The 24822-nt window shown below is 64.0% G+C and carries 28 protein-coding genes, 1 tRNA gene and 1 pseudogene (1 of these 30 cut by a window edge); 19 read left to right on the top strand and 11 right to left on the bottom strand.

Features of this window, described 5'->3' with window-relative positions:
• The first annotated feature begins 3 nt into the window (after positions 1–3).
• The 4 genes from ACZ1G8_RS03230 (at position 4) to ACZ1G8_RS03215 (ending at position 5648) form a co-directional block, all read left to right on the top strand.
• Positions 4–1725 (top strand): type I secretion system permease/ATPase, encoded by a 1722-nt coding sequence (locus ACZ1G8_RS03230; RefSeq protein ID WP_472681179.1) that lies wholly within the window; start codon positions 4–6, stop codon positions 1723–1725.
• Between the two features lie 2 nt (positions 1726–1727).
• Positions 1728–3077: an HlyD family type I secretion periplasmic adaptor subunit gene (locus tag ACZ1G8_RS03225; RefSeq protein WP_472681177.1), complete on the top strand. Its 1350-nt coding sequence runs from the start codon at positions 1728–1730 to the stop codon at positions 3075–3077.
• A 126-nt stretch (positions 3078–3203) separates the two neighbouring features.
• On the top strand, positions 3204–3581 hold the full coding sequence (locus ACZ1G8_RS03220) for a hypothetical protein (protein ID WP_472680370.1): 378 nt from the start codon (positions 3204–3206) through the stop codon (positions 3579–3581).
• Between the two features lie 63 nt (positions 3582–3644).
• Positions 3645–5648: a TonB-dependent receptor plug domain-containing protein gene (locus ACZ1G8_RS03215; RefSeq protein ID WP_472680369.1), complete on the top strand. Its 2004-nt coding sequence runs from the start codon at positions 3645–3647 to the stop codon at positions 5646–5648.
• A 23-nt stretch (positions 5649–5671) separates the two neighbouring features.
• Here the strand turns inward: ACZ1G8_RS03215 and ACZ1G8_RS03210 are convergent.
• A tRNA-Ser gene (locus tag ACZ1G8_RS03210) sits at positions 5672–5763 on the bottom strand.
• A gap of 231 nt (positions 5764–5994) precedes the next feature.
• Here ACZ1G8_RS03210 and ACZ1G8_RS03205 point away from each other — a divergent pair.
• The 3 genes from ACZ1G8_RS03205 to ACZ1G8_RS03195 all read left to right on the top strand — a co-directional run bounded on the left by ACZ1G8_RS03205 (position 5995) and on the right by ACZ1G8_RS03195 (position 8606).
• Positions 5995–6780, top strand: a complete 786-nt coding sequence (locus tag ACZ1G8_RS03205) for a DUF1134 domain-containing protein (RefSeq protein ID WP_472680368.1) — start codon at positions 5995–5997, stop codon at positions 6778–6780.
• A gap of 89 nt (positions 6781–6869) precedes the next feature.
• Positions 6870–8051: an amino acid aminotransferase gene (locus tag ACZ1G8_RS03200; protein WP_472680367.1), complete on the top strand. Its 1182-nt coding sequence runs from the start codon at positions 6870–6872 to the stop codon at positions 8049–8051.
• Between the two features lie 6 nt (positions 8052–8057).
• A complete protein-coding gene (locus tag ACZ1G8_RS03195) occupies positions 8058–8606 on the top strand; it encodes a GNAT family N-acetyltransferase (protein WP_472680366.1) in 549 nt (182 codons plus the stop codon).
• Here ACZ1G8_RS03195 and ACZ1G8_RS03190 read toward each other — a convergent pair.
• The 6 genes from ACZ1G8_RS03190 to ACZ1G8_RS03165 are packed head-to-tail and all read right to left on the bottom strand — an operon-like array spanning position 8603 to position 12497.
• Positions 8603–9226, bottom strand: coding sequence for a riboflavin synthase (locus tag ACZ1G8_RS03190; protein WP_472680365.1), 624 nt, complete (start codon positions 9224–9226; stop codon positions 8603–8605). The genes ACZ1G8_RS03195 and ACZ1G8_RS03190 overlap by 4 nt on opposite strands.
• Entirely contained in the window at positions 9227–10186 is a 960-nt protein-coding gene (gene ribD, locus ACZ1G8_RS03185) for a bifunctional diaminohydroxyphosphoribosylaminopyrimidine deaminase/5-amino-6-(5-phosphoribosylamino)uracil reductase RibD (RefSeq protein WP_472680364.1), read from the bottom strand. It lies immediately after the preceding gene.
• A 10-nt stretch (positions 10187–10196) separates the two neighbouring features.
• Positions 10197–10667 carry a hypothetical protein gene (locus ACZ1G8_RS03180; protein WP_472680363.1) on the bottom strand — a complete coding sequence of 157 codons (471 nt, stop codon included), beginning with the start codon at positions 10665–10667 and terminating at the stop codon, positions 10197–10199.
• A 32-nt stretch (positions 10668–10699) separates the two neighbouring features.
• Positions 10700–11422, bottom strand: a complete 723-nt coding sequence (locus ACZ1G8_RS03175) for a M48 family metallopeptidase (protein ID WP_472680362.1) — start codon at positions 11420–11422, stop codon at positions 10700–10702.
• Positions 11419–11889, bottom strand: coding sequence for a YcgN family cysteine cluster protein (locus ACZ1G8_RS03170; RefSeq protein ID WP_472680361.1), 471 nt, complete (start codon positions 11887–11889; stop codon positions 11419–11421). Before ACZ1G8_RS03170 ends, ACZ1G8_RS03175 begins: the two co-directional genes overlap by 4 nt.
• Positions 11877–12497 carry an SCO family protein gene (locus ACZ1G8_RS03165; protein ID WP_472680360.1) on the bottom strand — a complete coding sequence of 207 codons (621 nt, stop codon included), beginning with the start codon at positions 12495–12497 and terminating at the stop codon, positions 11877–11879. Before ACZ1G8_RS03165 ends, ACZ1G8_RS03170 begins: the two co-directional genes overlap by 13 nt.
• A gap of 100 nt (positions 12498–12597) precedes the next feature.
• Between ACZ1G8_RS03165 and ACZ1G8_RS03160 the strand changes: the two genes are divergently transcribed.
• The 7 genes from ACZ1G8_RS03160 (at position 12598) to ACZ1G8_RS03130 (ending at position 17316) form a co-directional block, all read left to right on the top strand.
• The gene (locus ACZ1G8_RS03160) at positions 12598–13182 is read left to right on the top strand and encodes an ankyrin repeat domain-containing protein (protein ID WP_472680359.1); all 585 of its coding nucleotides are present in this window, start codon (positions 12598–12600) and stop codon (positions 13180–13182) included.
• Positions 13182–13853, top strand: a complete 672-nt coding sequence (locus tag ACZ1G8_RS03155; protein WP_472680358.1) for a COQ9 family protein — start codon at positions 13182–13184, stop codon at positions 13851–13853. The genes ACZ1G8_RS03160 and ACZ1G8_RS03155 overlap by 1 nt, the downstream gene beginning before the upstream one ends.
• Positions 13854–13912: 59 nt before the next feature.
• Positions 13913–14152: a FeoA family protein gene (locus ACZ1G8_RS03150; RefSeq protein ID WP_472680357.1), complete on the top strand. Its 240-nt coding sequence runs from the start codon at positions 13913–13915 to the stop codon at positions 14150–14152.
• Positions 14149–15996 carry a ferrous iron transporter B gene (gene feoB / locus ACZ1G8_RS03145; RefSeq protein WP_472680356.1) on the top strand — a complete coding sequence of 616 codons (1848 nt, stop codon included), beginning with the start codon at positions 14149–14151 and terminating at the stop codon, positions 15994–15996. The genes ACZ1G8_RS03150 and feoB overlap by 4 nt, the downstream gene beginning before the upstream one ends.
• A gap of 93 nt (positions 15997–16089) precedes the next feature.
• Entirely contained in the window at positions 16090–16629 is a 540-nt protein-coding gene (gene ssb / locus ACZ1G8_RS03140) for a single-stranded DNA-binding protein (protein ID WP_472680355.1), read from the top strand.
• A gap of 82 nt (positions 16630–16711) precedes the next feature.
• Positions 16712–17116 carry a hypothetical protein gene (locus tag ACZ1G8_RS03135; protein WP_472680354.1) on the top strand — a complete coding sequence of 135 codons (405 nt, stop codon included), beginning with the start codon at positions 16712–16714 and terminating at the stop codon, positions 17114–17116.
• Entirely contained in the window at positions 17074–17316 is a 243-nt protein-coding gene (locus ACZ1G8_RS03130) for a helix-turn-helix transcriptional regulator (RefSeq protein ID WP_472680353.1), read from the top strand. Before ACZ1G8_RS03135 ends, ACZ1G8_RS03130 begins: the two co-directional genes overlap by 43 nt.
• Here the strand turns inward: ACZ1G8_RS03130 and ACZ1G8_RS03125 are convergent.
• Both ACZ1G8_RS03125 and ACZ1G8_RS03120 read right to left on the bottom strand, forming a co-directional pair.
• The gene (locus tag ACZ1G8_RS03125) at positions 17313–17846 is read right to left on the bottom strand and encodes a YceD family protein (protein WP_472680352.1); all 534 of its coding nucleotides are present in this window, start codon (positions 17844–17846) and stop codon (positions 17313–17315) included. The two genes, ACZ1G8_RS03130 and ACZ1G8_RS03125, sit on opposite strands and share 4 nt — an antisense overlap.
• Positions 17843–18361: a ubiquinol-cytochrome C chaperone family protein gene (locus tag ACZ1G8_RS03120; protein WP_472680351.1), complete on the bottom strand. Its 519-nt coding sequence runs from the start codon at positions 18359–18361 to the stop codon at positions 17843–17845. Before ACZ1G8_RS03120 ends, ACZ1G8_RS03125 begins: the two co-directional genes overlap by 4 nt.
• A 174-nt stretch (positions 18362–18535) precedes the next feature.
• Between ACZ1G8_RS03120 and ACZ1G8_RS03115 the strand changes: the two genes are divergently transcribed.
• From ACZ1G8_RS03115 to ACZ1G8_RS03095, 5 genes are all read left to right on the top strand, one after another.
• A complete protein-coding gene (locus ACZ1G8_RS03115) occupies positions 18536–19003 on the top strand; it encodes an outer membrane protein assembly factor BamE (protein WP_472680350.1) in 468 nt (155 codons plus the stop codon).
• 70 nt (positions 19004–19073) lie between these two features.
• Complete coding sequence (hslV, locus tag ACZ1G8_RS03110) at positions 19074–19634, top strand: ATP-dependent protease subunit HslV (RefSeq protein ID WP_472680349.1); 561 nt, start codon at positions 19074–19076, stop codon at positions 19632–19634.
• Positions 19635–19642: 8 nt separating this feature from the next.
• Positions 19643–20941: an ATP-dependent protease ATPase subunit HslU gene (gene hslU, locus ACZ1G8_RS03105; protein ID WP_472680348.1), complete on the top strand. Its 1299-nt coding sequence runs from the start codon at positions 19643–19645 to the stop codon at positions 20939–20941.
• Positions 20941–21345, top strand: a complete 405-nt coding sequence (locus ACZ1G8_RS03100) for an ACT domain-containing protein (RefSeq protein ID WP_472680347.1) — start codon at positions 20941–20943, stop codon at positions 21343–21345. Before hslU ends, ACZ1G8_RS03100 begins: the two co-directional genes overlap by 1 nt.
• A gap of 2 nt (positions 21346–21347) precedes the next feature.
• Entirely contained in the window at positions 21348–21686 is a 339-nt protein-coding gene (locus ACZ1G8_RS03095; protein ID WP_472680346.1) for a hypothetical protein, read from the top strand.
• Here the strand turns inward: ACZ1G8_RS03095 and ACZ1G8_RS03090 are convergent, their stop codons facing one another.
• Both ACZ1G8_RS03090 and ACZ1G8_RS03085 read right to left on the bottom strand, forming a co-directional pair.
• A complete protein-coding gene (locus ACZ1G8_RS03090; RefSeq protein ID WP_472680345.1) occupies positions 21687–23192 on the bottom strand; it encodes a SulP family inorganic anion transporter in 1506 nt (501 codons plus the stop codon). It lies immediately after the preceding gene.
• Positions 23193–23296: 104 nt separating this feature from the next.
• Positions 23297–24822, bottom strand: a pseudogene (locus ACZ1G8_RS03085) (ABCB family ABC transporter ATP-binding protein/permease) (it continues 296 nt past the right edge of the window).

Raw genomic sequence — 24822 nt, 5'->3', positions numbered from 1 at the left:
GATATGTCGCTCATCGAGATCCCGAAGAAGCGGCTGGCCGAATGGCTGGCCGAGCCGATCAGGCGCAACTGGCGCACCTATTCCAAGGTCGCCATCGCTGCTGCACTGATCAACATCTTCGGTCTGGCGACCGCGCTCTTCACGATGACCGTCTACGACCGCGTCGTGCCGAATGCGGCCTACGGATCGCTGTTGGCGCTCTCGATCGGGCTCGGCATCATCATTCTGTTCGACTTCATCCTGAAGCTGCTGCGCGCCTATTTCGTGGATTTCGCCGGTGCCCGCATCGACGAGGAAGTGGGCGAGGACGCGTTTCAGCGCCTGCTCGCCATGCGGCTCGAGCTGCGCAAGGGATCGACCGGCCAGCTCACCGGCATGATGCGCGAGCTCGAGACGATCCGCGATTTCTTCGCTTCGGCAACGCTCGTCGCAGTCGTCGACCTTCCCTTCATCCTCATCACTCTCTTGGTGGTGGCAATCATCGGCGGCTGGGTGGTCGCCGTGCCGGCCATCATGGTGCCGCTGGTAATCCTCGTCGGTCTCGCAGCCCAACCGGCGCTCCAGCGCACGGCAGCCAAGAACCTAGGCCAGGGCCTGCTAAAACAATCGGTGCTGGTGGAAACGCTCGGCAGTATCGAGCATGTGAAGGTCTCTGGCGCAAACCAGATGCTTCGCCGCCGCTGGAAGGAGGCCGTGCGCGAGCATTCGCAGACGAGCCTGCGCCAGCGCCTCATTTCCTCGATCGGCACCACCTTCGCGACGACCGCGGGTATGTTCAGCTATGCCGGGGTGGTGATCGTCGGTGTATTCGCGGTGGCCAACAACCAGTTGACGCTGGGCGGGCTGATTGCCTGCTCGATCCTCGCCGGAAGGGCAATCGCGCCGCTTGCGCAGATATCACAATTGCTGGGCCGGATCACCGCGACCCGGACCGCCTATCGCCAGGTGCGCGAGCTGATGGACCGTCCGGTCGAAGGTCCGGCTGGCGAGCCGCTCCAGATGGCATCCACCTCGGGCGCCATCGAGCTGCGCGATGTAACCTTCACCTATCCCGGCGGCAGCGAACCGGCGCTGGAGAAGGTCAATCTCAAGATCGAGCCGGGCGAACATGTCGCGCTGCTGGGCCGCGTGGGTTCGGGCAAGTCGACGCTCGCGCGCATGATGCTCGGCCTCTATCCTCCGCAGGAAGGCATGGTGCTTGTCGACGGCGTCGATATTGCGCAGTTCGATCCCTATTCATTGCGCGCGCAGGTCGGCTCGGTCCTGCAGGAACCCGCGCTTTTCTCGGGTTCGATCCGCGAGAATATCGTGCTCGAACGCCCGTTCATCGATGACGAGGAAATGCTGCGCGCGGCGCGCTTATCGGGGACCGACACTTTCGTGTCGCGCATTTCCAACGGCTACGACCTCAAGCTCGTCGACCGCGGCGAGGGGCTCTCGGGCGGGCAGCGCCAGTCGATTGCCATTGCCCGCGCGCTGGCCGGCAAGCCGCCGATCGTGGTGATGGACGAGCCTTCCAGCGCGATGGATGCGCAGACCGAGACCGATCTCATCGCGCGGCTTGAAGACGAATTGAAAGGTCGCACGCTGGTCATCGTCACCCATCGCCAGCCGCTTCTCAAGCTGGTCGACCGGATCGTGATCCTCGACCGCGGCAAGCTCGTGGCCGACGGGCCGCGCGACAAGGTGCTCGAAAAGCTCGGCAAGGTGGGAAGGCAGCCGTGAACATGGTCCCCAGCCAGCCGAAACAAGAAACCGAACTGCTCGAAGTGCAGGACGAAGAGCGCCATTTCGAGGATATCGTCGCGGGTATCGAACCCGGCACGGCATCGAAAGTGCTGTTCTGGGGCATCACGATCTTCTTCCTCGTTTTCCTGATCTGGGCTGCCTTCGCCGAGATCGACAGGACCGTGCGCGGAATGGGACGCGTGATCTCGAGCAGCGAATTGCAGGTGGTCTCGAGCCTCGAAGGCGGGATCCTCGAAGACATCCTCGTAAAGCCCGGCGACGAAGTAGCATCGGGCCAGCCGCTGTTGCGGCTCGATCCTACCGCGACCGGTGCGGATTTCGGCAGCACTGCCGCGACCGCGCAGGCGCTCGACATGAAGGTTGCGCGGCTGTCAGCGGAAGTCACCGGCCGTGCACCCCGCTATCCCGAGCCTGCAAATGCGGAGGCGGCACGGCAGTTGGAAATCGAGAGGTCGCTCTATGCCTCGCGGCAGGCGAGCCTTCGCAGCGCGCTTTCCGCTGGCGCTGCACAGCTGCAGCGCGCCCGCCAGAGCGTGGGTGAAGCGGAAGCCGCCCTCGCTTCGCGCCAGAGCGCGCTGAGCCGTGCCGAAAGCGAACTGGCTGCAATTCGACCGCTGGTCGAAAACGGTATCGAACCGCGACTGTCGCTCACCCGTGCGGAGGCCGATGCCGCCAGCGCGCGCAGCGACCTCGCTGGCGCACGTGCAATGCTGGGTCGGTCGCAGGCGCAAGTGGCGGAAGCGCAGGCCAACCTTGCCAGCATCCGTCAGGACTGGCGCGAGGAAGCGGCCAGCCAGCTTGCCGTCGCACAGGCGGAGTTCGAGGCGCGGGCAAGCACCTTGCCCGCACTCGAGGAACGGCTCGAGCGCACCACGCTTCGCGCGCCGATCGACGGCAAGGTCAGCCGCGTGCTCGTGACCACCCGCGGCAGCGCGGTAACGGCAGGCGATCCCTTGGTGGAACTGGTAGCCGCCGAAGACAGCCTCCTCGTCGAGGCACGGATCTCGCCGCAGGACATCGGCAATGTGCGTATCGGGCAGGAGGCCAAAATCGGCATCACAGCCTACGACCAAGTGGTCTACGGGGCGCTCGACGGGACAGTGACCACGATTTCGGCAGATTCGATACAGGACCCCAGTTCGGGCGAGGTCTATTACTTAGTGCGTGTCACGACCGACCGGAACGCGCTTGAGGGTCCGGGCGGGCAGGATCTTGCTATCGGCCCCGGCATGGTCGCCGACATAAGCCTGCTCGGGGACAAGCGTACCGTCCTGCAATACATCCTCACACCCATCACGCGCCTGTCGGAAACCGCTTTTCGCGAGTGACGCCGCTTGCCGGGTGCCCGGCAGTTCACCATGAGGCAATCCCGCCCCTGCCAATAACCAGTGGCACAAGGCGATACCGGACAGCCCGGTCTTGCCGCCCGGGAAAGCATCAGGCAGGACTGACACATGGCCGCGACAAGCAAATCGACGATCCGCATGGCAATTGCCGCGGGCCTTGCCCTTTCGGCATGCACGGCCAGTGCAAATCAGGAGAGCTACCCGATGGATGGCGAGATCACCTGCGTTCTCGAGGACGACAGGAATGCCGGTGCGAGCAGCGCGGAAATCTGTGAAGCCTTCGTTGGCGTGCTTCGCGAGGCGGGCCGCGGCGATGTGGCGCGCGTTGTACTTTCTGCGCCAAGGACGACCGAGGCAGAGGCTGTCGCCATCTCTCATTCTGGCGAAACCCTTGCCGAGATGGGCTACTCGATCATGGACCGCGAGCTTGCGCTCGACAGCTGGAAGAATCTCGCCGGATCGCTCGTCCGCCAGCTCGAGAAATAGGGCCATACAGCGCCGCAAAAACTCACTGTCGCATCGCTTGCAATCGGCTGCTATCGCCGCGCGATGCGTTACCCCCTGACAGCAGTTCTCGCCCTCGCGTCATCGCCCCTCCTCGCGCAGGAACCGGCCGAAGAGCAGGACGACGAGGTAATCGTTGTAATCGGCGAGGGGCTCTCACAGACACCCGCTTCATCTGCCTACGACACGCAGGAAATCGATCGTGAGCAGCTGGTTTCGGTCCCGTCCGGCCGCATCGAGGATGCGCTCGGAACGGTAGCGGGTTTCCAGCAATTCAGGCGCTCGGACAGCCGTTCGTCGAATCCCAGTGCGCAAGGCGCAACGCTGCGAGCGCTCGGTGGCAACGCCACGAGCCGCGCGCTGGTGCTGCTCGATGGTATCCCCATGGCCGATCCGTTCTTCGGCTTCATTCCCTTTACCGCGATCGCGCCCGAGCGTCTCGCACAAGTCCGCGTGACGCGCGGCGGCGGCTCAGGACCATTCGGTGCCGGTGCGCTTGCCGGAACGATCGAGCTGGAAAGCGCCGGTCTCGAACCGCTCGGTACCTACGGCGCGCAATTGCTCGCCAATGACCGCGGCGGGACCGAGGCTTCGGGCCATTTCGCCGGAGAATTGGGCGGCGGCTTCGGAGTGATTTCGGGACGCTGGGATCGTGGTCCCGGTTTCTTCACCACGCCGGAGGCAGACCGCGTTCCGGCCTCGGCCAAGGCGGAATACGACAGCTGGTCGGTACAGGCGCGCGGCGTCGCCCCGCTCAGCGACGAGGTCGAGCTACAGGCCCGCGGCCTTATCTATGACGATCGCAGGACGCTGCGATTCGATGGCGCTGCCAGTTCGAGTACCGGTCAGGACGCCAGCCTGCGCCTTGTCGGGCGTGGCGAGTGGGAATTCGACGTTCTCGGCTATGTCCAGGCGCGTAACTTCACGAATGTCGTCATCAGTTCGACGCGCTTCGTGCCGGTTCTCGACCAGCGCAACACCCCATCGACGGGACTGGGCGGCAAGTTCGAACTGCGCCCGCCGGTCGGCTCGCGCCACACGCTGCGTATCGGCGCGGACTACCGCCGGTCGGAAGGCGAGCTATTCGAGACCGCAATCAGCGCATTCACCGGTAATGTCCGCGAGCGCCGCAATGCGGGCGGGACGAACACTGATCTCGGCTTCTTTATAGAAGATGATTTCGAACTCGGAGCGCTGACGCTTACCGCCGGTGCGCGCCTCGACCGCTTCACGATCCGTCACGGTTTCTATACTGCCCGCGATGCATCGGGCGCCATTATCGTCGAGGATCGCTTCGCCGATCGGTCGGGTTGGGAAGAATCGTTTCGCGGCGGCGCCTTGTACGATCTCGGCGGCGGCCTGCGCCTGCGTGCAGCGGCGTACACTGGCCTGCGCCTTCCGACACTGAACGAACTCTACCGCCCCTTTGTTGTTTTCCCGGTGACCACCAATGCCAACGCCGCGCTCGAGAACGAGCGGCTGGAGGGCTTCGAAGCAGGCATCGATTTCACAAGCGGTGAAGCGATCGAGCTGTCGCTGACGGCCTTCGAGAACCGCGTGGTCGGCGCTGTCGCCAATGTCACGCTCGATTCGGTCACCCGCCAGCGCCGTAACGTCGACAAGGTCCGCTCGCGCGGGATCGAGGCGAGCGCCGGTCTCGAGTTGGGCCAGCTGCGATTCGATGGCTCACTTGCCTATACCGACGCCGAAGCACGCGAAGATGGCGCTGCATTCGATGGCAATCGTCCCGCGCAGACACCCCGTTGGGCAGGAGCAGCAACCGCGAGCTGGTCACCGCGCGAGAACTGGCTGCTCGCTGTCACGTTGCGTCATGTGGGTGCGCAGTTCGAGGACGACCTCGAGACCGATATCCTGCCTGCTGCCACGACGATCGGCGCCTATGCGCAACTTCCCCTGACTGCCGATATCGCTCTCGTCCTGCGCGGCGAGAACCTGACCGACGAGGAAATCTTCACTCGCAACCAGCGTGGATCGATCGATCTCGGCACGCCGCGCACCTTCTGGGCGGGCCTGCGCATCGGGCTCTAGGCCGGGACAGCGATTAAAGGAAATGGCGGAGACGGAGGGATTCGAACCCTCGATACCCGTTACCAGGTATGGCTCCTTAGCAGGGAGCTGGTTTCAGCCACTCACCCACGTCTCCGCGTGCATGCCTATCGGCTGCGAGGGGCGCGCTATAGCCAGCACTCCCGCACCCTTCAAGCGAAGAATCCGTCCAATCCCGAATAGCGCTTCCGAGCGCCCCTGCGACTCGCTTCGGCGCATTTTCGATTCGGTTCATCGCCGTTTCATTGCGGGAGTGGTGGAATGCGATTCTGCTCAAGCGCGCAGCAGTTTGTGCTCTTCGCGCATCAGGCTCGACAAAGGGATCGATATGAAGACCGCCAGAACATTCGCCGCCGCCATACTGGCCGCTTTCTCGCTCGCCGCAACACCGCTTGCCGCGCAGGTCGAGAGCGTCGATCCGGATGCCGCATACGATGCGCCGATCGACGGCGATCTCGAAGCGCCGACCGGCGAGCTTCCGCCCGTGACCGATACCGCGCCGCCCCCAGCCGAAGCCGAAACCACCTATGAAGCGCCTGCCGAAGACATCGGCCAGCCGCAGTGGAACGAACAGTCCGCCGAGGCGGCTGCTTCCGAAGCCGCGGCCGGACCGCAGGCCGAGAACGCTGCCACCACCTACCGCGAGGACGACCTCATCGGCGCTGCGGAGGGCGTATTCGGCAAGGGCGCCGAGGGCGTTGCCAAGATGATCCGCAAGCTCCTTGCCGACCAGGGCGAACCCAATGGCTACATCGTCGGACGCGAAGCTGGCGGTGCCTTCGTGATCGGCGCTCGCTACGGATCGGGCACGCTGTTCCACAAGGTCGAAGGCGAGAAGCCGGTCTACTGGACCGGTCCCTCGGTCGGCCTCGATGCAGGCGCGAATGCCGGGAGCACCTTCGTGCTCGTCTACAACCTCTACGATACCGAGGAAATCTACTCGCGCTTCCCCGCAGCTGAAGGTCAGGCTTACGCAGTTGGCGGTCTCAACGCGAGCTATGTGCGCAAGGGTGACATCGTGCTGATCCCGATCCGCGTGGGCGCGGGTCTCAGGCTGGGCGTGAATGCCGGTTACCTGAAGTTCTCGAAAAAACAGAAGTGGCTGCCGTTCTAAGCTCGGCATACGAAAACAAGCCGCAATTGAGGGGCCGCAACCGCGATTGAGGTTGCGGCCCTTCGCATATCTGCGCAAAGAGCGCAGCCATGCTGGAAAACCTTTCTCCCCAAGCTCCCGACGCGCTGCTCGCGCTGATCAAGATGCATGCCGCCGACCCGCGCGAAGACAAGATCGACCTCGGCGTCGGTGTCTATCGCACGAACGATGGTGCGACGCCGGTCTTCCGCGCGATCAAGCAGGCGGAAAAGCGGCTGCTCGAAGTGCAGGATTCGAAGAGCTATCTCGGACCCGAAGGCGATTCCGGTTTCGTGAAGGCGCTGATGCCCTACATCTTCGGCAAGGACAGCCCGCTGGCCGACCGGATCGAGGGCATGCAGACGCCGGGCGGAACGGGTGCGGTGCGGCTTGCCGTTTCACTCGCGGCGAAGGCGGGCGTGAAGCGCATTCACCTCGGCATGCCTAGCTGGCCGAACCACGCACAGATCCTCGAGGACGTCGGTGTCGAGATCGTTCCTTTCGACCACGCCAATGCAGACGGGTCGGCCAACCTCGATGCCGTGCTCGGCGCGATCCGGGATGCGGGCAATGCCGATGCGGTCCTGCTGCACGGCTGCTGCCACAATCCGACGGGCATCGATTACACTGCCGAGCAGTGGGAGGCGATTGCTGACGCGTTTGCGGAAACCGGCGTGCTGCCGATCCTCGACATTGCATACCAGGGCCTGGGGCAGGGCATGGAAGAGGACGTCGCCGGCGTTCGCACGGTGCTTGCCAAGGTTTCGCAGGCACTTCTCGCCTATAGCTGCGACAAGAATTTCGGCCTCTACCGTGACCGCGTCGGCGCATTCTACATGATCGCGAGCGAAGCAGCGCAGCTGGACGCGATCGCCTCCAATGCCAACGCGCTCGCCCGCGCGAACTGGTCGATGCCGCCCGATCATGGCGGTGCTGCTGTCCGCCTCCTGCTCGAGGACGAGGGCATGACCAGGGTCTGGCTCGAAGAGCTCGACGAGATGCGCGAGCGCATGCGCCGCGTCCGCGAACGGCTGGCCGCGGCCGACAACGAAGCGCCCGGTCTCAACCTGTCAGCGCTGGCCGACCAGAACGGCCTGTTCGCCATGCTGCCGCTCGACAAGGAGCAGATCGCCAGGCTTCGTGAGGACCACGCGATCTACATGGCGGGATCGGGCCGGATCAACGTCGCGGGCCTGCATGCGGGCAACACCGAGAAGTTCATCGCGGCGCTGGCCGACGTCTCCAAGGCCTAGGCTGCAATGGCGCTCGACCGGCGACCGGTGCTGGAGACCGAGCGGCTCCAATTGCGTCCGCTGACCGAGGATGACCGGGAGGCGCTGTTTGAAGTCGCCTCCGATCCCGCCGTCTGGGAACAGCACCCGATCCACGACCGGTGGCGGCGCGAGGTCTTCGATGCCTTCTTCGACGAAGGACTGGCTGCAGGCGGTGCGCTGGCCGTCATCCGCAAGAGCGATGAGCGCATCGTCGGTTCCACCCGCTACGGCGAGGTCGAAACCGACGAAGAAGGTGACGTGGTCGAGATCGGCTGGACCTTCCTCGCGCCCTCTTGCTGGGGCAAGGGGCTAAATCCCGAAATGAAGCAGGCCATGCTCGCGCATGCCTTCGAAGAAGTCGCCATCGTGGAATTCCGCGTCGGCGACACGAACTATCGCTCGCGCAACGCGCTGGAAGCCATCGGTGCCGAGCGCACCGAGCGCTACGAACTGGGGCGTTACCAGGGCAAGCGGGTTGTCCACCTGGTTTACGAGATTACCCGCGAGGATTTCCAGGAAGGCCCTCTGGCCTAGCTGGCGTTCGCCAGGCTCTGCATCCGCTTGAGATAGCGCGCGAGTACATCGATCTCGAGGTTGACGTGATCGCCTTCGGCAAGGTTGCCGAGGGTCGTGACCTCGTAGGTGTGCGGGATGATGTTGAGGCCGAAATCGCAGGTCCCGTCCTTGCGGTCGCGCACGTCGTTTACGGTCAGCGACACACCGTCCACCGTGATCGAGCCCTTCTCTGCCACGAAGGGGGCGAAGGCGCGGCTGATGCGGATGGCGAACTGCCAGGATCCGCCTTTTTCGCGCTTCGAAACGACTTCACCGACCGTGTCGACGTGACCGGTTACGAGATGGCCGCCGAGTTCGTCACCGAGCTTGAGCGCGGGCTCCAGATTGAGCTTGCGGCCAGCTTCCCACATTCCGGGAACCGTGCGCGAGATCGTTTCGCCGGACACGTCGAAGCCGATGCGCGCATCGCCCTTCGTGCCTTCGAGCGTGACGACCGTCAGGCACACGCCTGAGCAGGCGATCGAAGCGCCGATATCGATCGCCTCGGGATCGAACGGACACGACACATTGACGCGCGTGTCCCCCCGCTTTTCCACGCTTTCGATGGTGCCGATGGCGGTCACGATACCGGTGAACATTTAAGCCTGATCCTCTTGTTGGATGCGGCGATAGGCTGTGAAAGTGTCGCTGCCAAGCTGGCGGGTTTCCGCGAGCGCCCAGCGTCCGTGGGCTTCTGCAAGGCTGCCGAGGCCGATGTCGCCAAGCGCTGGACGGCCGTTTCCGATCAGGATCGGGGCGCGATAGATTTCGAGCCGATCGACGAGGTCGGCGGCAAGGAAGCTAGCCGCAGCGCCGGCTCCGCCTTCGACGTAGAGATACTGGACATCCTCGAGCTGCGCGATCTGGGCAGGATCGTTGATGACCTTCACGCCATCAGGTGGAACTCCGCGAGAGAGAAGGACACGCTGCGGGCTGCGATCCTCCAGGCCCTCGAGACGTACGTCGAGCCGCGGCTTGTCGTGCCGCCAGGTCGCACCGCCAACGAGGATCGCATCGCTCATGGCGCGGCGTGAATGAACATGGGCGCGGGCCTCTTCACCGGTGATCCACTGGCTGGTCCCGTCTTCCATCGCGATGCAGCCATCGAGCGACATCGCGAGCTTCAAGGTGACATGCGGCCGGCCGCGAAGGGCGCGGGAGAGATAGCCATCGAGGCTCGCTCGCGCCTCGGAAGAATCGATGAGGTCGACCGTTATGCCCGCCTTGCGCAGGCGCTCGGCACCGTCGCCTGCAGTGCGCGGATCGGGATCGGTGACGCCGATGACCACGCGGGCAGGACGTGCTTCCACCAGAAGGTCGCTGCAGGCAGGGCCGCGCGTTGAGGCATGGGCACAGGGTTCGAGCGTCACATAGACCGTGGCGCCGCGGGCCTTGTCTCCAGCTTGCTCCAGCGCGATTGCCTCGGCATGGGGCCTGCCGCCTTTGTCGGTCCATCCGCGCCCGACGACCAGGCCATCTTTCACGATGATGCAGCCGACCGCGGGGTTCGGGCGCGAAAGCGGGCGCCCGCGCGAGGCGAGCCGCGCAGCCGCGCTCATCCAGGCAGCATCACTCGCTATCGGCTTCAACCGTGGCTTCCGACTGGCCTTCGCGCTCGCCGAACAGCTGTTCAAGCCGCTGGCGCTCGGCCTCGGCTTCCGCAGCCTCGTCGGCTTCGATCTGGGCTTCCATGGCCTCGACATCGAGGCCGGTGGCCGCACCCACTTCCTTGTAGAGTTCGCGCCGGCGCTCGAGGATGCGGGCCTGCTCTGCCTCGCGCTCTTCCTTGAGGCGCTGGTTTTCAATGTTCGACTGGCGGATTTCCTCGTCGGTCCGTCCCTCGGCGAAGGTGGTGATGTAGGTCACCTCCGGCTGCTCGGGCGGATAATAGTATTTCTCCTGCGTCAGCCAGAACATCAGACTGCCGGACACAAGGAATGAGGCGGCGAGAATGGGCCAGCGGTACGGCGTCGGGCGCCGCCACTGTTCGACAAAATCGCTGATGCCACCGACGGCATTGAACCGGGTTCGATAACGCATGGTGGCTAGATAGTAGGCCTTGCGGCTTTCCGCTAGCTGAAGCTTGCGTAGAGCTTGCGCCCGTTGGCGGAGAGCCAACGGTTGGCGCGGGCGATCTCGCCTTCGAAAATATTGTCCAGCAGAGCGTGGAAATCGGGCGAGTGGTCGAAATGCACGAGATGAGCGACCTCGTGCGCGACGACCGAGCGCCGGACATGGTCGGGCGCCTGCACCAGTCGCCAGTTGAGCCGCAGCACGCCTTCGCTCGAGCAGCTGCCCCAGCGCCGCTTGGCGCGCGTCAGTCGCACGGGCGCGACGGGCAGGGCGGCGCGTTCGCAGTATTCGGCCGCATCCTCGGTAAAGAGCTCCAAGGCTTCGGCCTCGAGCCAGCGCTGCAGGCGCATCGCCAGAGTTTCCTCGGGACCGCCGATTGCAATGCTTTCGCCATCGAGCGCGGGTTTGCGCGGGGCATCGGCGCGCCAGTCTACCGCGATCTCGCGTCCGCGATAATCGATGCGGCGCGTTTCGACCGGACATCGCCTTTCGGGGACCTTGGCGAGCTGGCTCGCGAGCCAGTCCGCGCGCGCATGGGCAAAGGCGATGGCCTCCTTCGACGCGCACCAGCGCGGCAGGGTGATCTTCACCGCGCTGCCGTCGGGAGCGAGCCTGAGGGTCAGGCGCTTGGCTGTCGGATGGCGGCGCAGCTCGATCGGCAGGACGCGCCCGTCGATATCGATTTCCGGCGCGATCTTTTGGTCGCGCAGCCACTCGATCATGCCGCGTCCTCCTCCCACTGGTCCTCGCCATCGTCCCAATCGACGATGTGGTGCTCGAGCGGGCCTGCCTCGTCCTCGCTGATGACGCGTCCCGCGACCGACACGCCTGCCGCGATCACCGCTTCGCGATCGCCGCTGAGCAGGTAATGCCAGCGGGGCAAGGGGCGGTCATCGGCGCGGCGGCGATAGGCGCAGGTGTCGGGGAGCCACGGCACCTTGTCGACCAGCTTCAGCGTCAGGCGCAGGCAGTCGGGCACCTTGGCTTTGCGATTGGGATAGTCCTTGCACTGCGCCGTCTGGCAATCGAGCAGCGTGCAGGCGACGTTGGTTTCCTCGATCTCGCCGGTGTCCTCGTACTCGACCTTGTGCAGGCAGCATCGGCCGCACCCGTCGCACAATGCTTCCCATTCGGCCTGGTTCAGGTCGGCCAGCGGCCGTTCCCAGAAGCGCTCCCTCAGCGCACCCATTTCGCCAGCTCGTCGCGCACGGCGTCGGGGCCCTGGTCGGTGGGCAAGGTCGCAAGCGGATTGCCATCGGGCCCGAACAGAAGCGTGAGGTTGGAATGGTCGACAAGGTAGCCGCCGTCGCCGCGGTCTTCGGGAACCGAGAAGAACACGCCGAACTTGCCGGCGACTTCCTCAAGCTCTTCTGCTTCACCGGTCATCCCGATCAGACGCGGGTGGAAGGCATCGGTGAATTCGGCGAGTACCTCGCTCGTGTCGCGATCGGGATCGACGCTCACGAAGAGTGGCTGGACCTTGGCGCCGAGCTCGGGAAAATCTTCCTCGAAACGCTTGAGGCCCGCCATCGCGCGCTGGTTGTCCGTCGGGCAGACGTCCGGGCAGAAGGCGAAACCGAAATAGATCGTACGATACTGCCCGTCGAAATCCGAAAAACTTACCGGATTGCCGTCTTCGCCGGTCAGCGTGAAATCGCCGCCGAGCGATGCGCCTTCGAGGGGCGGCGGCCCATCAGGCTCGATAAGCTGCGGTCCCTGCGTTTCCTGTGAGCAGGCAGCCAATAGCAGGGTCGAGAAAATCAGGATTGGAACGCGAAGCATGACATGTTGGTTCATGGTCTGCTAACGGCCCCTGTTCAAGGGTTCGCCCCATACGAAACTGCGAATAATCCGAGCGGAGACAAGGCAAGTGCGCATCAACAGGGCAAGACGAGGTATGGTCATCGCGGGGGCGCTGTTCGCCATGCTGGCCAGCCCGGCGTCTGCGCAGCATCAATCTGACGGTTACAAGTTCCTCAAGGCGGTCCGCGACCGCGACGGCACCGTGGCGACCGAATTGCTCGACCAGCCGGGCAACACCACGATCAACGCCCGCGACATCACCAGCGGCGAGACGGCGCTTCACGCGGTGGTCCAGCGGCGCGACCTCACCTGGGTGCGTTTCCTGCTGCAGCGCGGTGCCAATCCGAACATTGCTGACAAGAACGGTGTCGTGCCGCTCCAGATCGCCGCGCAACTCGGCTTCATCGAGGGCGTCGAGCAGCTGATCAAACGCGGCGCCGATGTCGATGTGTCCGATACGACCGGCGAGACCCCTTTGATCAGCGCGGTGCACCGCCGCGACCTCAAGCTTGTGGAATTGCTGGTGGTCAATGGCGGCAATCCCGACCGTACGGACAATTCGGGCCGCTCGGCCCGCGACTACGCCATGCTCATGGGTGCGCGTGCCGGAGTGCTCGAGGCGATCGACAAGGCCGAAAAGGGCAAGCAGGACCAAGCAAAGACCTACGGCCCCAACTGATGAACCAGGACACACCCGACATCGCCGACCTGACCCTCGACGAGCTTCGCCTCGCGCTGGCGCCTGCTATTGCCGATGCGGCGATCTTCGACGGCTGGGGTGACGATGCCCTGGTCATGGCCGCCGAGCAGATGGGCGCGGACATCGACGTGGCGCGCCTCGCCTTCAAGGGCGGCGCGATCGACATGATCTTCGCGTGGATCGAGGCAGTCGATACCGCGATGGCCGCTGCATTCACCGAGGATGTCATCGAGCCCATGAAGATTCGCGAGCGCATTCGCGCGCTCGTCCAGTTCCGGCTCGATGCTGTCGCCGGGCAGGAAGAGGCCCTGCGCCGCGCGCTTGCGTTCATGGCCATGCCGCAGAATGCCGCCGCCTCGGCGAAGCGCGGCTGGCAGACCGCCGACCTGATGTGGCGCCTCGCCGGCGATACGGCGACCGACTACAACCACTATACCAAGCGTGCGATCCTCTCATCGATCTACGGTGCGACGCTCGCGGTCTTCGTTAACGACGAGAGCGAGGACAAGGAAGAAACCCGCGCCTTCCTCGACCGCCGCATCGAAGGCGTGATGAAGTTCGAGAAGGTCAAGGCCAAGCTGCTGAACCCCGAGCGCGAGAGCTTCAGCCTCACACGTTTCCTCGGCCGGCTGCGCTATCCGGCACGCTGATTCGCTGCGTTATTGATAACCAGTTGCAATAAGCTTTGCGATCTGACAGGGCGCTGCGCATGACTCTGGACGGGTTCGATAGCGGACGAAGCGCGCGCATCATCGGCGTGGATTGGGCCTTGCTGGCCGAAGACGAAGCAAAGCGTCTCAAGGCGCTCGGCGTGGACGAGGGGGCGGAGGTCGCCATCGTCCATCGCGGGGTTTTCGGGACGCGCGATCCCATCGCTCTGCGGCTAGGGAACATGACCATCGCCATTCGCCGCGCGCACGCCCATGCCATCAGCGTGGAGGCCGCATGAGCCGCAAGCATACTGCAGCGCTCGTCGGCAATCCCAACTCGGGCAAGTCGGCGCTGTTCAACGCGCTTACTGGCGCACGCCAGAAGATCGCCAACTACGCCGGCGTCACCGTCGAGCGCAAAGCCGGGCGCATGACGCTGCCGAGCGGCGAGCCTGTCGAACTGCTCGACCTGCCCGGCTCCTACAGTTTCGATGCCGCCAGCCCCGACGAGGCGGTGACCCGCGATGTCGTGAAAGGCACTTTCGAAGGCGAAGCCGTGCCCGACGTGCTCGTGCTCGTGCTCGATGCGGCCAACCTCGAACAACACCTCGTCTTCGCGCAGGAAGTGCTCGAATTGGGCCGTCCTACGGTAGTCGCACTCAACATGATGGACCTCGCCGAGCGTGACGGGCTGACGCTCGATCCCGAGGCTCTGTCCGAGGCGCTGGGCGTCCCGGTCATCCCGACCGTGGCCGTGCGCCGCCGCGGCATCAACGAGCTTGCCGCCGCCATCGCGGAGGCGGAAACGCATGCCGACGAAGAAGCGCACAAGCGCTGGCACCTGACCCTGCCCGAACGGCGCCTCTCGGCAAAGCACATGGCGAAGGGGGCCACTCTTTCGAAGTCGACCCGCCACACGATCGAGAACGGGGTCGACAGGATCCTGCTCAACCCCTGGCTCGGCCCGGTTATCCTGTTCGGCCTGCTGTTCGTCATCTTCCAGGCCGTGTTCGCCTGGGCAACGCCGTTCGCCGACGCGCTCGAAGGCGGGGTCGGTGTCCTGACCGACGGCGTGGCCGGTGCACTGGCGCCCAGCCTGTTCCGCGACTTCCTCACCGAGGGCGTGCTCGCGGGCGTAGGCTCGGTGGTCGTCTTCCTGCCGCAGATCATCATCCTCTTCGCCTTCATCCTGCTGATGGAAGCGAGCGGATACATGGCGCGTGCCGCCTTCCTGATGGACCGGCTGATGGCCAGCGTGGGCCTGTCGGGGAAGAGCTTCATTCCGCTTCTTTCCAGCTTCGCCTGCGCCATTCCCGGCATCATGGCGACGCGTTCGATCGCAGATCCCAAGGACCGGCTGACGACGATCCTGATCGCCCCGCTGATGACCTGTTCGGCGCGCCTGCCGGTCTATGCGGTGATCATCGCCGCAGTTATTCCGCAAACCACAGTAGGGCCGGGCATCGGGCTGCAGGGCCTCGTGCTCTTCGCTCTTTATATCGCCGGTATCGTGGGCGCGATCGTCGTCGCGCTGGTGCTGCGCCGCACGGTCACCAAGGGTGCCGCCTCGGGCTTCATCATGGAGCTGCCGCGTTACCAGATGCCGCGGATCAAGGACCTTGCCATCGGCCTGTGGCAGCGCGCCTGGGTGTTCCTGCGTCGCGCCGGTACGATCATCTTCGTCGCTACGATCGCGCTGTGGCTGCTGCTTTCCTTCCCGAAGGCGGAGCCGGGCGAAAGCCAGCTCGATGCGAGTTTCGCCGGGTCAGTAGCGGATGCAATCCACCCGGTGCTCGAGCCGATCGGGTTCAACCGCGAGATGAGCCTCGCGCTCGTCCCTGCCATGGCCGCCCGCGAAGTGGCGGTTTCGGCGCTGGCGACAACCTACGCAGTCGATGCCGAGGACGAGGACTTGGCCGCCGAGGGCGTGACTTCGCAAATCGCCGCTCTCTGGAGCCTACCCACCGCACTCGCCTTCCTTGCGTGGTTCGTATTCGCCCCGCAGTGCCTTTCGACCATCGCCGTCGCGCGGCGCGAGACGAACGGCTGGAAGTGGCCAATCGTGATGGTGGTATACCTTTTCGCGCTGGCGTGGCTGGCGGCAGGGGCGACCTACTGGATAGCCGTCGGCCTCGGACTCTAGGTCCGCTCTGGGGGTAATAGCCGAAAGCGCCCTAGAACCGACTCGCGCGGGCCGTTAGTCCGGTCGCCAAGAAATCACGAAGGGACGAGATCGATGGCCGGTAGCCTCAACAAAGTCATGCTGATCGGAAACCTGGGCGCAGACCCGGAAATCCGCAGCTTCCAGAACGGCGGCAAGGTCGCCAACCTCCGCATCGCGACGAGCGAGCAGTGGAAGGACCGCAACACCGGCGAACGCCAGGAGCGGACCGAATGGCACACCGTCTCGATCTTTTCCGAAGGCCTCATCAACGTGGTCGAACGCTTCCTGCGCAAGGGAAGCAAGGTCTATGTCGAAGGCCAGCTCCAGACCCGTAAGTGGCAGGACCAGCAGGGCAATGACCGCTACTCGACCGAAGTTGTGCTGCGCGGTTTCAACGGCACGCTGACCATGCTCGACGGCCCCGGTGGCGGCCAGGGCGGCGGAGGCGGCTCACGAGGCGGAGACTATGGTGGCGGCGGCGGCGGCCAGGGTGGCGGCTGGAACCAGGGTGGCGGTTCGTCGGGCGGTGGCAACGGCGGCCAGGGCGGCGGCTCGGGCGGCCAGAGCGGCGGCTCGAACTACGACGATCTCGACGACGATATCCCGTTCTGATCGAAAAAGCCGACGTTATGTAAAAACCTCTTTACAAACACGCAAAAAAGTTCAAATGTCTTTACATCAAAGGAGCGTTTGAATGGCTACGAGTTCACACGACAACAAGGTTCGCAACCTTTTCCTGCTGGGCTTCGGCGTGGCGGTCGCCGCAGGCGTCGTTCTAGGTCTGCTGGTGCCAGCCCACGATGTAGCAACGCCGGTTTGGATAATCCTGCCGGCGCTGTTCTTGCTGATGGCGATCGTCGTTATTTCGGGCCTGCCATGGTGGCGCGCGCTCGACGATGTCCAGAAGCAGGGTCAGACCCACAGCTGGTATTGGGGAAGCATGCTTGCGGGTTTGAGCGCGATCTGCTGGCTGATTGCGACCACCGGAAGACACAGCGATCTCAGCCTGGGTGCTGGATACATGTTCGTTGCGCAGGGTGTCGGATTCGCATTAGCATGGCTTCTCTGGCGGATGCGTGGCCGCGGCGCGAGCGAGTGAGAAATTGCCTCAAGGAGATTCGAAAGGCCCGCGAACTAACGCAAAGCGACGTTGCCGACGCCTTGGAAATCTCGCGCCAAACAATCATCGCTATAGAGGCGGATAAATACGATCCGTCGCTTCCGATGGCCTATCGGCTTGCCGCATTTTTCGACATTGCAGTGGAGGACCTTTTCTTCAATCCTTGGAAAGCGGTTTAGTCCTTCTTAAGCGCTGCCAGCGCATCGGCCAGCGGCCCGCTGGTCTTGCGCTCTTCGTCGCTTTCGATCCCGGCTTCCTCGCGCGCTTCGTCGGCGCCGGGGCCTTCACGGTAGGGGTCGATGGCGAGGCCGAGTTCTTGGGCGATCGCTTCGCCCAGGTCGAAAGCGTCGCCCTCGTACTCGATCTCGTCGAGATCCTCCTCGGACAGCTCGAATTCGGCGTCTTCCTCGTAGTCGCCCATCCGGCCCTCGGGCACGAAGCGGAGCGAGAAGTTTTCCGAGATGTCGTAGGTGAGGGGATCGCGGGTGACAGCGCAGGGCTGTTCGACCTTGGCGTCGAACGAGCCGTCAACAAGCACGGCGCCGTCCTTCTCGCCGAAAGCAGCGCGGGCCGAGAGCGAGTGGATAGCGGTGATCCCGAAGCGCTTGGCGAGAGCCGCGCGTTCTTCTTCGCTGGCCTCGATTTCCAGCTCGCTAGGGGGCAGTGCCTTGCGCCTTACTAGGCGGCTGAGTTCATTCGCGTCGCTCACTCTGCAATTTCTCCGGCGCGCAGTTGCTCGGTGGATGTACGCGAAAACCGCTTGTGCAGGCGGATCATCCGCTCGGCCAGCGCCTCGGCCTCGTCTTCCTGCGACATGGTGACGTTGCGCCTCAGCGCTTCGGCCAGCGCCACACGGTCTTCGTCGGCCAGCGTCGTGCGATAGGTGCCGAGACGTCCGCCCATGCTGCTCATGAGATTGCCGATCTTCTTGCCCACCGTGGGATCGCCGATTCCCGCCTCGCGCAGCTGGCCTTCCATGTCCTCGACGAAGAGTTCGGTGACCAGCGCGGTGTGCGGGGCAAGCTCCTCGTCGCCTTCCATTCGCAGCATCACGAGGCTGAGCACGAGGGTGATCATGTCGAAGCGGCCCTCGACCGTGTCGGCGACACCGCACATGCGGTACCAGTCGGGCTCGCGCGCCTGTTCGACGATGGTGTGCCACAGTGGCCGCCACTGTTCGCGCGGGTCTGACTGGGTGCCGAAAAGGCGGGAGAAAAAGGACATGCAGTAGGCTTCCCGTGTCTGTTCGTTCAGCGGCAATTCAAGCCGCCATCACCAACGCTCGTACAGTGCTGAGTTGCAAGCGCGCGCACAGCGGTTTAGGGCGTCGTCCGCGCATATAGGGTGCGGCTGGCCACAGGCCAAGCGTGCCGGAGAAACGGAGTTGAAGCAGTTCCCATGAGGGTCACGAAAATCCTTGCCATCTCGGTGCTGGCCACGGCCGCATTCGGTACTGCCGCCTGTTCCTCTATCCGCGAAACCCGCGGCTATGTGGTCGACAACGTGCTCCTGAATGCAGTGCAGCCGGGAATCGACAACCAGCGCAGCGTCGAGATGACGCTGGGCCGTCCGACCTTCACAAGCCAATTCGGCGAACCGACCTGGTATTACGTGTCTTCGACAACGGGCCGTAAGCCCTTCGTACGTCCGCGCATCCAGCAGCACCAGGTGCTCGCCGTCAGGTTCGACGAGACGGGCAATGTTCTATCCGCCGATCGCACCGGTCTCGACCAGGTCGTGTATCTCAGCCCCGATGGCGACAAGACGCCGACGCTGGGCCGCGAGCGCACCTTCCTGCAGGATCTGTTCGGCAATATCGGCACGGTCGGCCAGGCCGGTCTTCCGGGCGGCGGCGCGCCGCGCTGATCCTGTTCGGGCGGCTGCCGGCTGAACCCTTCTTCTTGACCCCTTTGCCGCGCACCCCATATCCCGCGGCATGGACGATAAAGACAATCGCCACGGGCTGACCCAGTGGCACGGAACCACCATCATCGGCGTGCGCAAGGGCGACCGGATCGTCATTGCCGGAGACGGACAGGTCTCCATGGGCAACACGGTGATGAAACCCAACGCACGCAAGGTTCGCCGGATCGGCGAGGGTGGTGCTGTTGTCGCCGGTTTTGCCGGCGCTACCGCGGATGCCTTCACCCTGTTCGAACGGCTCGAAAAGAAGCTCGAGCAGTATAGCGGACAGCTGCTGCGCGCGGCGGTCGAACTGACCAAGGACTGGCGCACGGACAAGTACCTGCGCAATCTCGAAGCGCTAATGATCGTGGCGGACAAGGAAAGCCTTCTCGTCCTCACCGGCAATGGCGACGTGCTCGAACCGGAAGCGGGCATCACCGCCATCGGATCGGGCGGCAATTACGCGCTCGCCGCAGCCAAGGCGATCGCTGAATACGAAGACGATCCCGAAGTCATCGCGCGCAAAGCCATGGCGGTAGCCGCCGACATCTGCGTCTTCACCAATGGCAATGTGACCGTCGAAACGGTCTGAAAGAACTCATGGACAATCTGACCCCCAAGGCGATCGTCGCCGCTCTCGACGAACACATCATCGGCCAGAAGGACGCCAAGCGCGCCGTGGCCGTGGCGCTGCGCAATCGCTGGCGCCGCCAACGTCTCGACCGAGACCTGCGCGACGAGGTGACGCCCAAGAACATCCTCATGATCGGCCCCACCGGTTGCGGTAAGACCGAGATCAGCCGCCGTCTTGCGAAGCTGGCCGAAGCGCCCTTCGTGAAGGTGGAAGCGACCAAGTTCACCGAGGTCGGCTATGTCGGCCGCGACGTCGAACAGATTGCCCGTGACCTTGCCGAGGAAGCTATCCGTCTCGAGAAGGAGCGCCGCCGCGAGGCAGTGCGCGAAGCAGCGAGCGAAGCGGCGATGGACCGCCTGCTCACCGCGCTCGTCGGCGACAATGCCAGCGAGGCGACTCGAGAGGCGTTCCGCGAGCGTATCGTCCAGAACGCGATGAACGACACCGAGGTCGAGATCGAGGTGAAGGACCAGCCGCAGTCTAACATGGAAATCCCGGGCATGCCCGCCAATGTCGGCATGATCGACCTCTCCGACATGCTCGGCAAGGCGATGGGCCGCTCGAACCTCAAGCGCCGCAAGCTCAAGGTCCCCGACGCGTGGGACCGGCTGGTCGAGGAAGAGGCCGAGAAGCGCATGGACCAGGACGATGTGAACCGCGTCGCGCTGGAGAATGCGGAAACCAACGGTATCGTGTTCCTCGACGAGATCGACAAGATCGCCGTCTCCGACGTGCGCGGCGGATCGGTCAGCCGCGAGGGCGTGCAGCGCGACCTGCTGCCGCTGATCGAAGGCACGACCGTTGCCACCAAGTACGGCCCGATGAAGACCGACCACGTGCTCTTCATCGCATCGGGCGCGTTTCACGTGGCCAAGCCTTCGGACATGCTGCCCGAACTGCAGGGCCGTTTGCCGATCCGCGTCGAGCTGCGCGCTTTGACCGAGGAAGACTTCGTGCGCATCCTTACCGAGACGCGCGCAAACCTCGTCGAACAGTACAAGGCGCTGATCGGCACCGAAGAGGTCACGCTCGACATCACCGACGATGCGATTGCCGAAGTGGCGAAGATCGCCGCGCGGGTGAACGAGAGCATCGAGAACATCGGTGCCCGCCGCCTTCAGACGGTCATGGAGCGCCTGCTCGAAGACATCAGCTTCGAAGCCGAGGAGCACAAGGGCGAGACGATCACGATTGACGCCGCCTATGTGCGCGAACGCCTCGACGATCTTGCGGGCGATACCGACCTCAGCAAGTACATCCTGTAATGGGCGAGCCGGTGAGCGACAGGGAGGCGATGATCGCCGCCATGGAGCCCCGGCTCGATCCGCGCCACTGGCGCTTCGTTCTCGTCAGCCCCGACAATGCGCCGCAACTACTGGGTGCGGCGGTCGGGACGTTCCGTGAGGACGAGGGTGTGACGGCGATCGTGCCGTCCGAATTGGCAGGCGAACTCGACATCGAAGGCCCGGATTTCGCGCGCATTACGCTTATGGTGCATTCGGACCTTGAAGGCGTGGGGCTGACGGCTGCCGTGGCAGGCGCGCTCGCCGATGCGGGAATCGCATGCAACATGGTCGCGGCATTTCATCATGACCATGCCTTTGTGCCAGCGGCGAAGGGAGACGAGGCTCTCCGCATTTTGCAAGAACTGCAGTCATCGCAGCGCTGAGGATGGCAGGCGAATTTCAGAAGCTGCGGAAAAGGGTCGATCGCGACCTCACGGACAACAATCGTCCCTGGTCGATCTTCATTCCATTCCTGGCAGGAATTTTCGCCGCGCTGATCTTGGGCTCAGACTCGGACGAGCGGATCTGGGCGATAGCAAGCATCCAGCTGCTGCTTGCGCCATGGTATCTTTTCGTCGGTTGGCGTGGCTATCGCCTGATGAAGGCGGCCAGCCTGTTGTCCGCAAGACAGTACGAGCAGAAGTGGCGGCACAAGCTTCCGCCGGAATATTCCGACAGCGAGAGTGCCGCTACCGCCAAATGGCGCAGGCGTAAAAAGCGCTGATCAGGGGTGAGGCGCTAGCCCGATCTCGACACCGGTCTTGTCGGTCAGCGCGAACTTGTCGACCAGGTCCGAACTCGCTCGGTTGAGCCCGCGAACCTGCACGCTGCGGCCGTTGCGGCGCATGCGTTCGACCACCTTATCGAGCGCGCCGACAGCGCTGATGTCCCAGAAATGGGCTTTGCGCACATCGATGATCACGTGATCTGCCGGGTCGGGCATCGTGCTTTCGGGGCCTAGTGCAGCCTCGAAACGCTCGACGCTGGCGTAGAAGATCTGGCCCTTGGCGCGGTAGATGGCAGTATCGCCTTCGCGCTCGCGGACCACTTCGAACATCGTCATCACCTTGTGGGTGAAGAACACGCCCGACAGGATCACGCCAGCCAGAACGCCGAGCGCCAAGTTGTGGGTGGCGACCACCACGACGACAGTCGCGAGCATCACCACGCTCGACTGCCACGGGTGTCTCGAAATGTTCGGGATCGAGTTCCACGAGAAGGTGCCGATCGAGACCATGATCATGATCGCCACCAGCGCCGGCATCGGCACCTGGCCCACGAGGTCGCCGAGAACGGCGAGCAGGATCAGGAGCGAGAGACCGGCGGTGAAAGTCGACAGGCGACCGCGGCCGCCGCTCGTGACGTTGATGACCGACTGACCGATCATTGCGCAGCCGCCCATGCCGCCGAACATGGCCGCGACGATGTTCGCCACGCCTTGGCCGGCGCTCTCGCGGCGCTTGTTCGAACCGGTGTGCGTCATGTCGTCGACGATCTGTGCGGTGAGCAGCGATTCGAGCAGGCCGACTGCCGCCATGGTCGCCGAATAGGGGGCGATAATGGCGAGCGTTTCCCAAGTAAGCGGGACATTCGGCAGCGCGAAATAGGGCAGGCCCTCGGGCAGTTCGCCCATGTCCGCCACGGTGTTCACCGGCGCGTCGAGCCAGATAGTCAGTGCGGTCAGAACGATGATCGCGATCAGCGGACTTGGAATTGCGGTGGTGAACTTCGGGATGATGTAGATCATCGCGAGCGCGGCGATGACCATCGCATAGGTCATCCAGCCGATGCCTGCCGCACTGGGGTCGAGCTGCGGCAGCTGGGCCATGAAGATGAGGATTGCGAGCGCGTTGACGAAGCCGGTGATGACCGAGCGCGAGACGAACTGCATGAGCAGGTCGAGGCGCAGCAGCGCGGCGATGCCCTGGAAGATGCCCATCAGGATCGTTGCTGCGAAAAGGTATTCCACCCCGTGATCGCGCACCAGCGGCACGACGACTACCGCCACCGCAGCGGTCGCTGCGCTGATCATGCCCGGGCGCCCGCCGGTGAAGGCGATGACCATGGCGATCGCTACCGAGGCATAAAGGCCCACGCGCGGGTCCACGCCAGCGATGATCGAGAAGCCGATCGCTTCCGGAATGAGGGCGAGCGCGACGACGATCCCGGCAAGGATGTCTGCGCGGATGTTGGAGAACCAGTCGCGTTTGATCGCGCCGAGGTTGGGCATGATATTTGTCCAGCCATGTATGAAGGGGCGCTAGTCTGCGCCCGGAATGTCTGCGCGCTTCTTAGCGATTGTGCAGTGCAACACAACCCGCGCGGCGAGAATTGCTATGCGGAAGCGCCTTCGATCTCGCTTTCTTCAGCCTGCTGGCGCGCCCACATCTCGGCATAGAGACCGCCAAGGCGCAGCAGTTCGGCATGCGTGCCGCTTTCGGCAAGGCGGCCCTGGTCTAGGACGAGGATGCGGTCGGCATCGGCGATGGTCGAGAGGCGGTGCGCGATGGCGAGCGTAGTGCGATCCTCGCTCACCTGCTTGAGCGTGCGCAGGATGTCTTGCTCGGTCCGGCTGTCCAGCGCGCTCGTCGCTTCGTCGAGCACGAGGATGGGCGGGTTCTTCACCAGCGTTCGCGCGATGGCGACCCGCTGCTTCTCGCCGCCCGACAGCTTGAGACCCCGCTCGCCGACTTCGGTTTCGAAGCCGTCTGGCAGTCGTTCGATGAAAGGCATGATCGAGGCGGCACGCGCCGCGGCTTCGATATCGGCCTCGCTCGCATCCTCCCGGCCATATGCGATGTTGTAGCCAATCGTGTCGTTGAACAGCACGCTGTCCTGCGGAACGATGCCGATGTGGGAGCGAAGGCTGTCCTGCCGGACTTCGGCAATATCCTGCCCGTCGATCAGGATACGACCCGAGGCGGGATCGTAGAAACGGAACAGGAGCCGCGCGATCGTGCTCTTGCCTGCTCCCGAGGGCCCGACGATCGCGACGTGGCTTCCTGCGGGCACCTCGAAAGAGAGGCCGTGGAGGATGGTGCGTTCCTTCTCGTAGCCGAAGACGACATTCTCGAACGTGACCGACGGGCGATTGACGATGAGGGCGGGGGCGCCGGGCGTGTCCTCGACTTCCACCTGCGTGTCGATGAGGCGGAACATCTCCGCCATGTCGACGAGGCCCTGGCGGATCGTGCGGTAGACCCAGCCGAGCAGGTCGAGAGGGCGAAAGAGCTGGATGAGGTAGGTGTTCACGAATACGAGGTCGCCGACCGTAAGGTCGCCTCGGCTCCAGCCCCACACGGTATAGGCCATAGCGCCTGCCATCAGCGCGTTGGTGATGAAGGCCTGCGCAATGTTGAGCATGCCGAGCGAGGCATCGGACTTGATTGCCGCCTCGCTATAGGCGCGCGCAGACTTAGCGTAGCGCGTTTCCTCGCGCCGCTCAGCCCCGAAGTATTTTACCGTCTCGTAATTGAGGAGCGAGATCCACCGCGCGCGACAGTGCCTGCCCGTCGAGATCGTTCATCTCGCGCCGCAGCTTGGTCCGCCATTCGGTGATCTGCCGCGTCACCACGATATAGGCGACGACAGTGAAGGCGGTCGCAGCAACAAGGCCCCAGCCGAAGTTGAGATAGAAGATGATCCCGACCGCAGTGAGTTCGATCACCGTCGGCGCGATATTGAACAGCAGGAAATAGAGCATGGAATCGATGCTCTTGGTCCCGCGCTCGATGATCTTGGTCACCTCGCCCGTGCGGCGAGAGAGGTGGAAGCGCAGCGACAGGCGGTGGAGCCGGTGGAAGACATCCTCAGCCAGCGCGCGCGTCGCTTCCTGTCCGACGCGCTCGAACACGATATTT

The organism is Qipengyuania sp. BR81-2 (genome assembly GCF_055693895.1).
This window is presented reverse-complemented; position numbering and strand designations above follow the sequence as displayed.

Excerpts from the sequence above, each read along its gene's own strand:
- ACZ1G8_RS03205 (WP_472680368.1), top strand. The coding sequence starts at position 5,995 with ATGAAGACCGCCAGAACATTCGCCGCCGCCATACTGGCCGCTTTCTCG.
- ACZ1G8_RS03230 (WP_472681179.1), top strand. The coding sequence starts at position 4 with ATGTCGCTCATCGAGATCCCGAAGAAGCGGCTGGCCGAATGGCTGGCC.
- ACZ1G8_RS03130 (WP_472680353.1), top strand. The coding sequence starts at position 17,074 with ATGGCTTCTCTGGCGGATGCGTGGCCGCGGCGCGAGCGAGTGAGAAAT.
- ACZ1G8_RS03135 (WP_472680354.1), top strand. The coding sequence starts at position 16,712 with ATGGCTACGAGTTCACACGACAACAAGGTTCGCAACCTTTTCCTGCTG.
- hslV (WP_472680349.1), top strand. The coding sequence starts at position 19,074 with ATGGACGATAAAGACAATCGCCACGGGCTGACCCAGTGGCACGGAACC.
- ACZ1G8_RS03090 (WP_472680345.1), bottom strand. The coding sequence starts at position 23,192 with ATGCCCAACCTCGGCGCGATCAAACGCGACTGGTTCTCCAACATCCGC.
- ACZ1G8_RS03100 (WP_472680347.1), top strand. The coding sequence starts at position 20,941 with ATGGGCGAGCCGGTGAGCGACAGGGAGGCGATGATCGCCGCCATGGAG.
- ACZ1G8_RS03215 (WP_472680369.1), top strand. The coding sequence starts at position 3,645 with ATGCGTTACCCCCTGACAGCAGTTCTCGCCCTCGCGTCATCGCCCCTC.
- ACZ1G8_RS03120 (WP_472680351.1), bottom strand. The coding sequence starts at position 18,361 with ATGTCCTTTTTCTCCCGCCTTTTCGGCACCCAGTCAGACCCGCGCGAA.
- ACZ1G8_RS03200 (WP_472680367.1), top strand. The coding sequence starts at position 6,870 with ATGCTGGAAAACCTTTCTCCCCAAGCTCCCGACGCGCTGCTCGCGCTG.
- ACZ1G8_RS03180 (WP_472680363.1), bottom strand. The coding sequence starts at position 10,667 with ATGCGTTATCGAACCCGGTTCAATGCCGTCGGTGGCATCAGCGATTTT.
- ACZ1G8_RS03220 (WP_472680370.1), top strand. The coding sequence starts at position 3,204 with ATGGCCGCGACAAGCAAATCGACGATCCGCATGGCAATTGCCGCGGGC.
- ACZ1G8_RS03115 (WP_472680350.1), top strand. The coding sequence starts at position 18,536 with ATGAGGGTCACGAAAATCCTTGCCATCTCGGTGCTGGCCACGGCCGCA.
- ACZ1G8_RS03160 (WP_472680359.1), top strand. The coding sequence starts at position 12,598 with ATGGTCATCGCGGGGGCGCTGTTCGCCATGCTGGCCAGCCCGGCGTCT.
- ACZ1G8_RS03165 (WP_472680360.1), bottom strand. The coding sequence starts at position 12,497 with ATGAACCAACATGTCATGCTTCGCGTTCCAATCCTGATTTTCTCGACC.
- ACZ1G8_RS03225 (WP_472681177.1), top strand. The coding sequence starts at position 1,728 with ATGGTCCCCAGCCAGCCGAAACAAGAAACCGAACTGCTCGAAGTGCAG.
- ssb (WP_472680355.1), top strand. The coding sequence starts at position 16,090 with ATGGCCGGTAGCCTCAACAAAGTCATGCTGATCGGAAACCTGGGCGCA.
- ACZ1G8_RS03095 (WP_472680346.1), top strand. The coding sequence starts at position 21,348 with ATGGCAGGCGAATTTCAGAAGCTGCGGAAAAGGGTCGATCGCGACCTC.
- ACZ1G8_RS03170 (WP_472680361.1), bottom strand. The coding sequence starts at position 11,889 with ATGGGTGCGCTGAGGGAGCGCTTCTGGGAACGGCCGCTGGCCGACCTG.
- ACZ1G8_RS03195 (WP_472680366.1), top strand. The coding sequence starts at position 8,058 with ATGGCGCTCGACCGGCGACCGGTGCTGGAGACCGAGCGGCTCCAATTG.
- ACZ1G8_RS03150 (WP_472680357.1), top strand. The coding sequence starts at position 13,913 with ATGACTCTGGACGGGTTCGATAGCGGACGAAGCGCGCGCATCATCGGC.
- ACZ1G8_RS03190 (WP_472680365.1), bottom strand. The coding sequence starts at position 9,226 with ATGTTCACCGGTATCGTGACCGCCATCGGCACCATCGAAAGCGTGGAA.
- ACZ1G8_RS03175 (WP_472680362.1), bottom strand. The coding sequence starts at position 11,422 with ATGATCGAGTGGCTGCGCGACCAAAAGATCGCGCCGGAAATCGATATC.
- hslU (WP_472680348.1), top strand. The coding sequence starts at position 19,643 with ATGGACAATCTGACCCCCAAGGCGATCGTCGCCGCTCTCGACGAACAC.
- feoB (WP_472680356.1), top strand. The coding sequence starts at position 14,149 with ATGAGCCGCAAGCATACTGCAGCGCTCGTCGGCAATCCCAACTCGGGC.
- ribD (WP_472680364.1), bottom strand. The coding sequence starts at position 10,186 with ATGAGCGCGGCTGCGCGGCTCGCCTCGCGCGGGCGCCCGCTTTCGCGC.
- ACZ1G8_RS03155 (WP_472680358.1), top strand. The coding sequence starts at position 13,182 with ATGAACCAGGACACACCCGACATCGCCGACCTGACCCTCGACGAGCTT.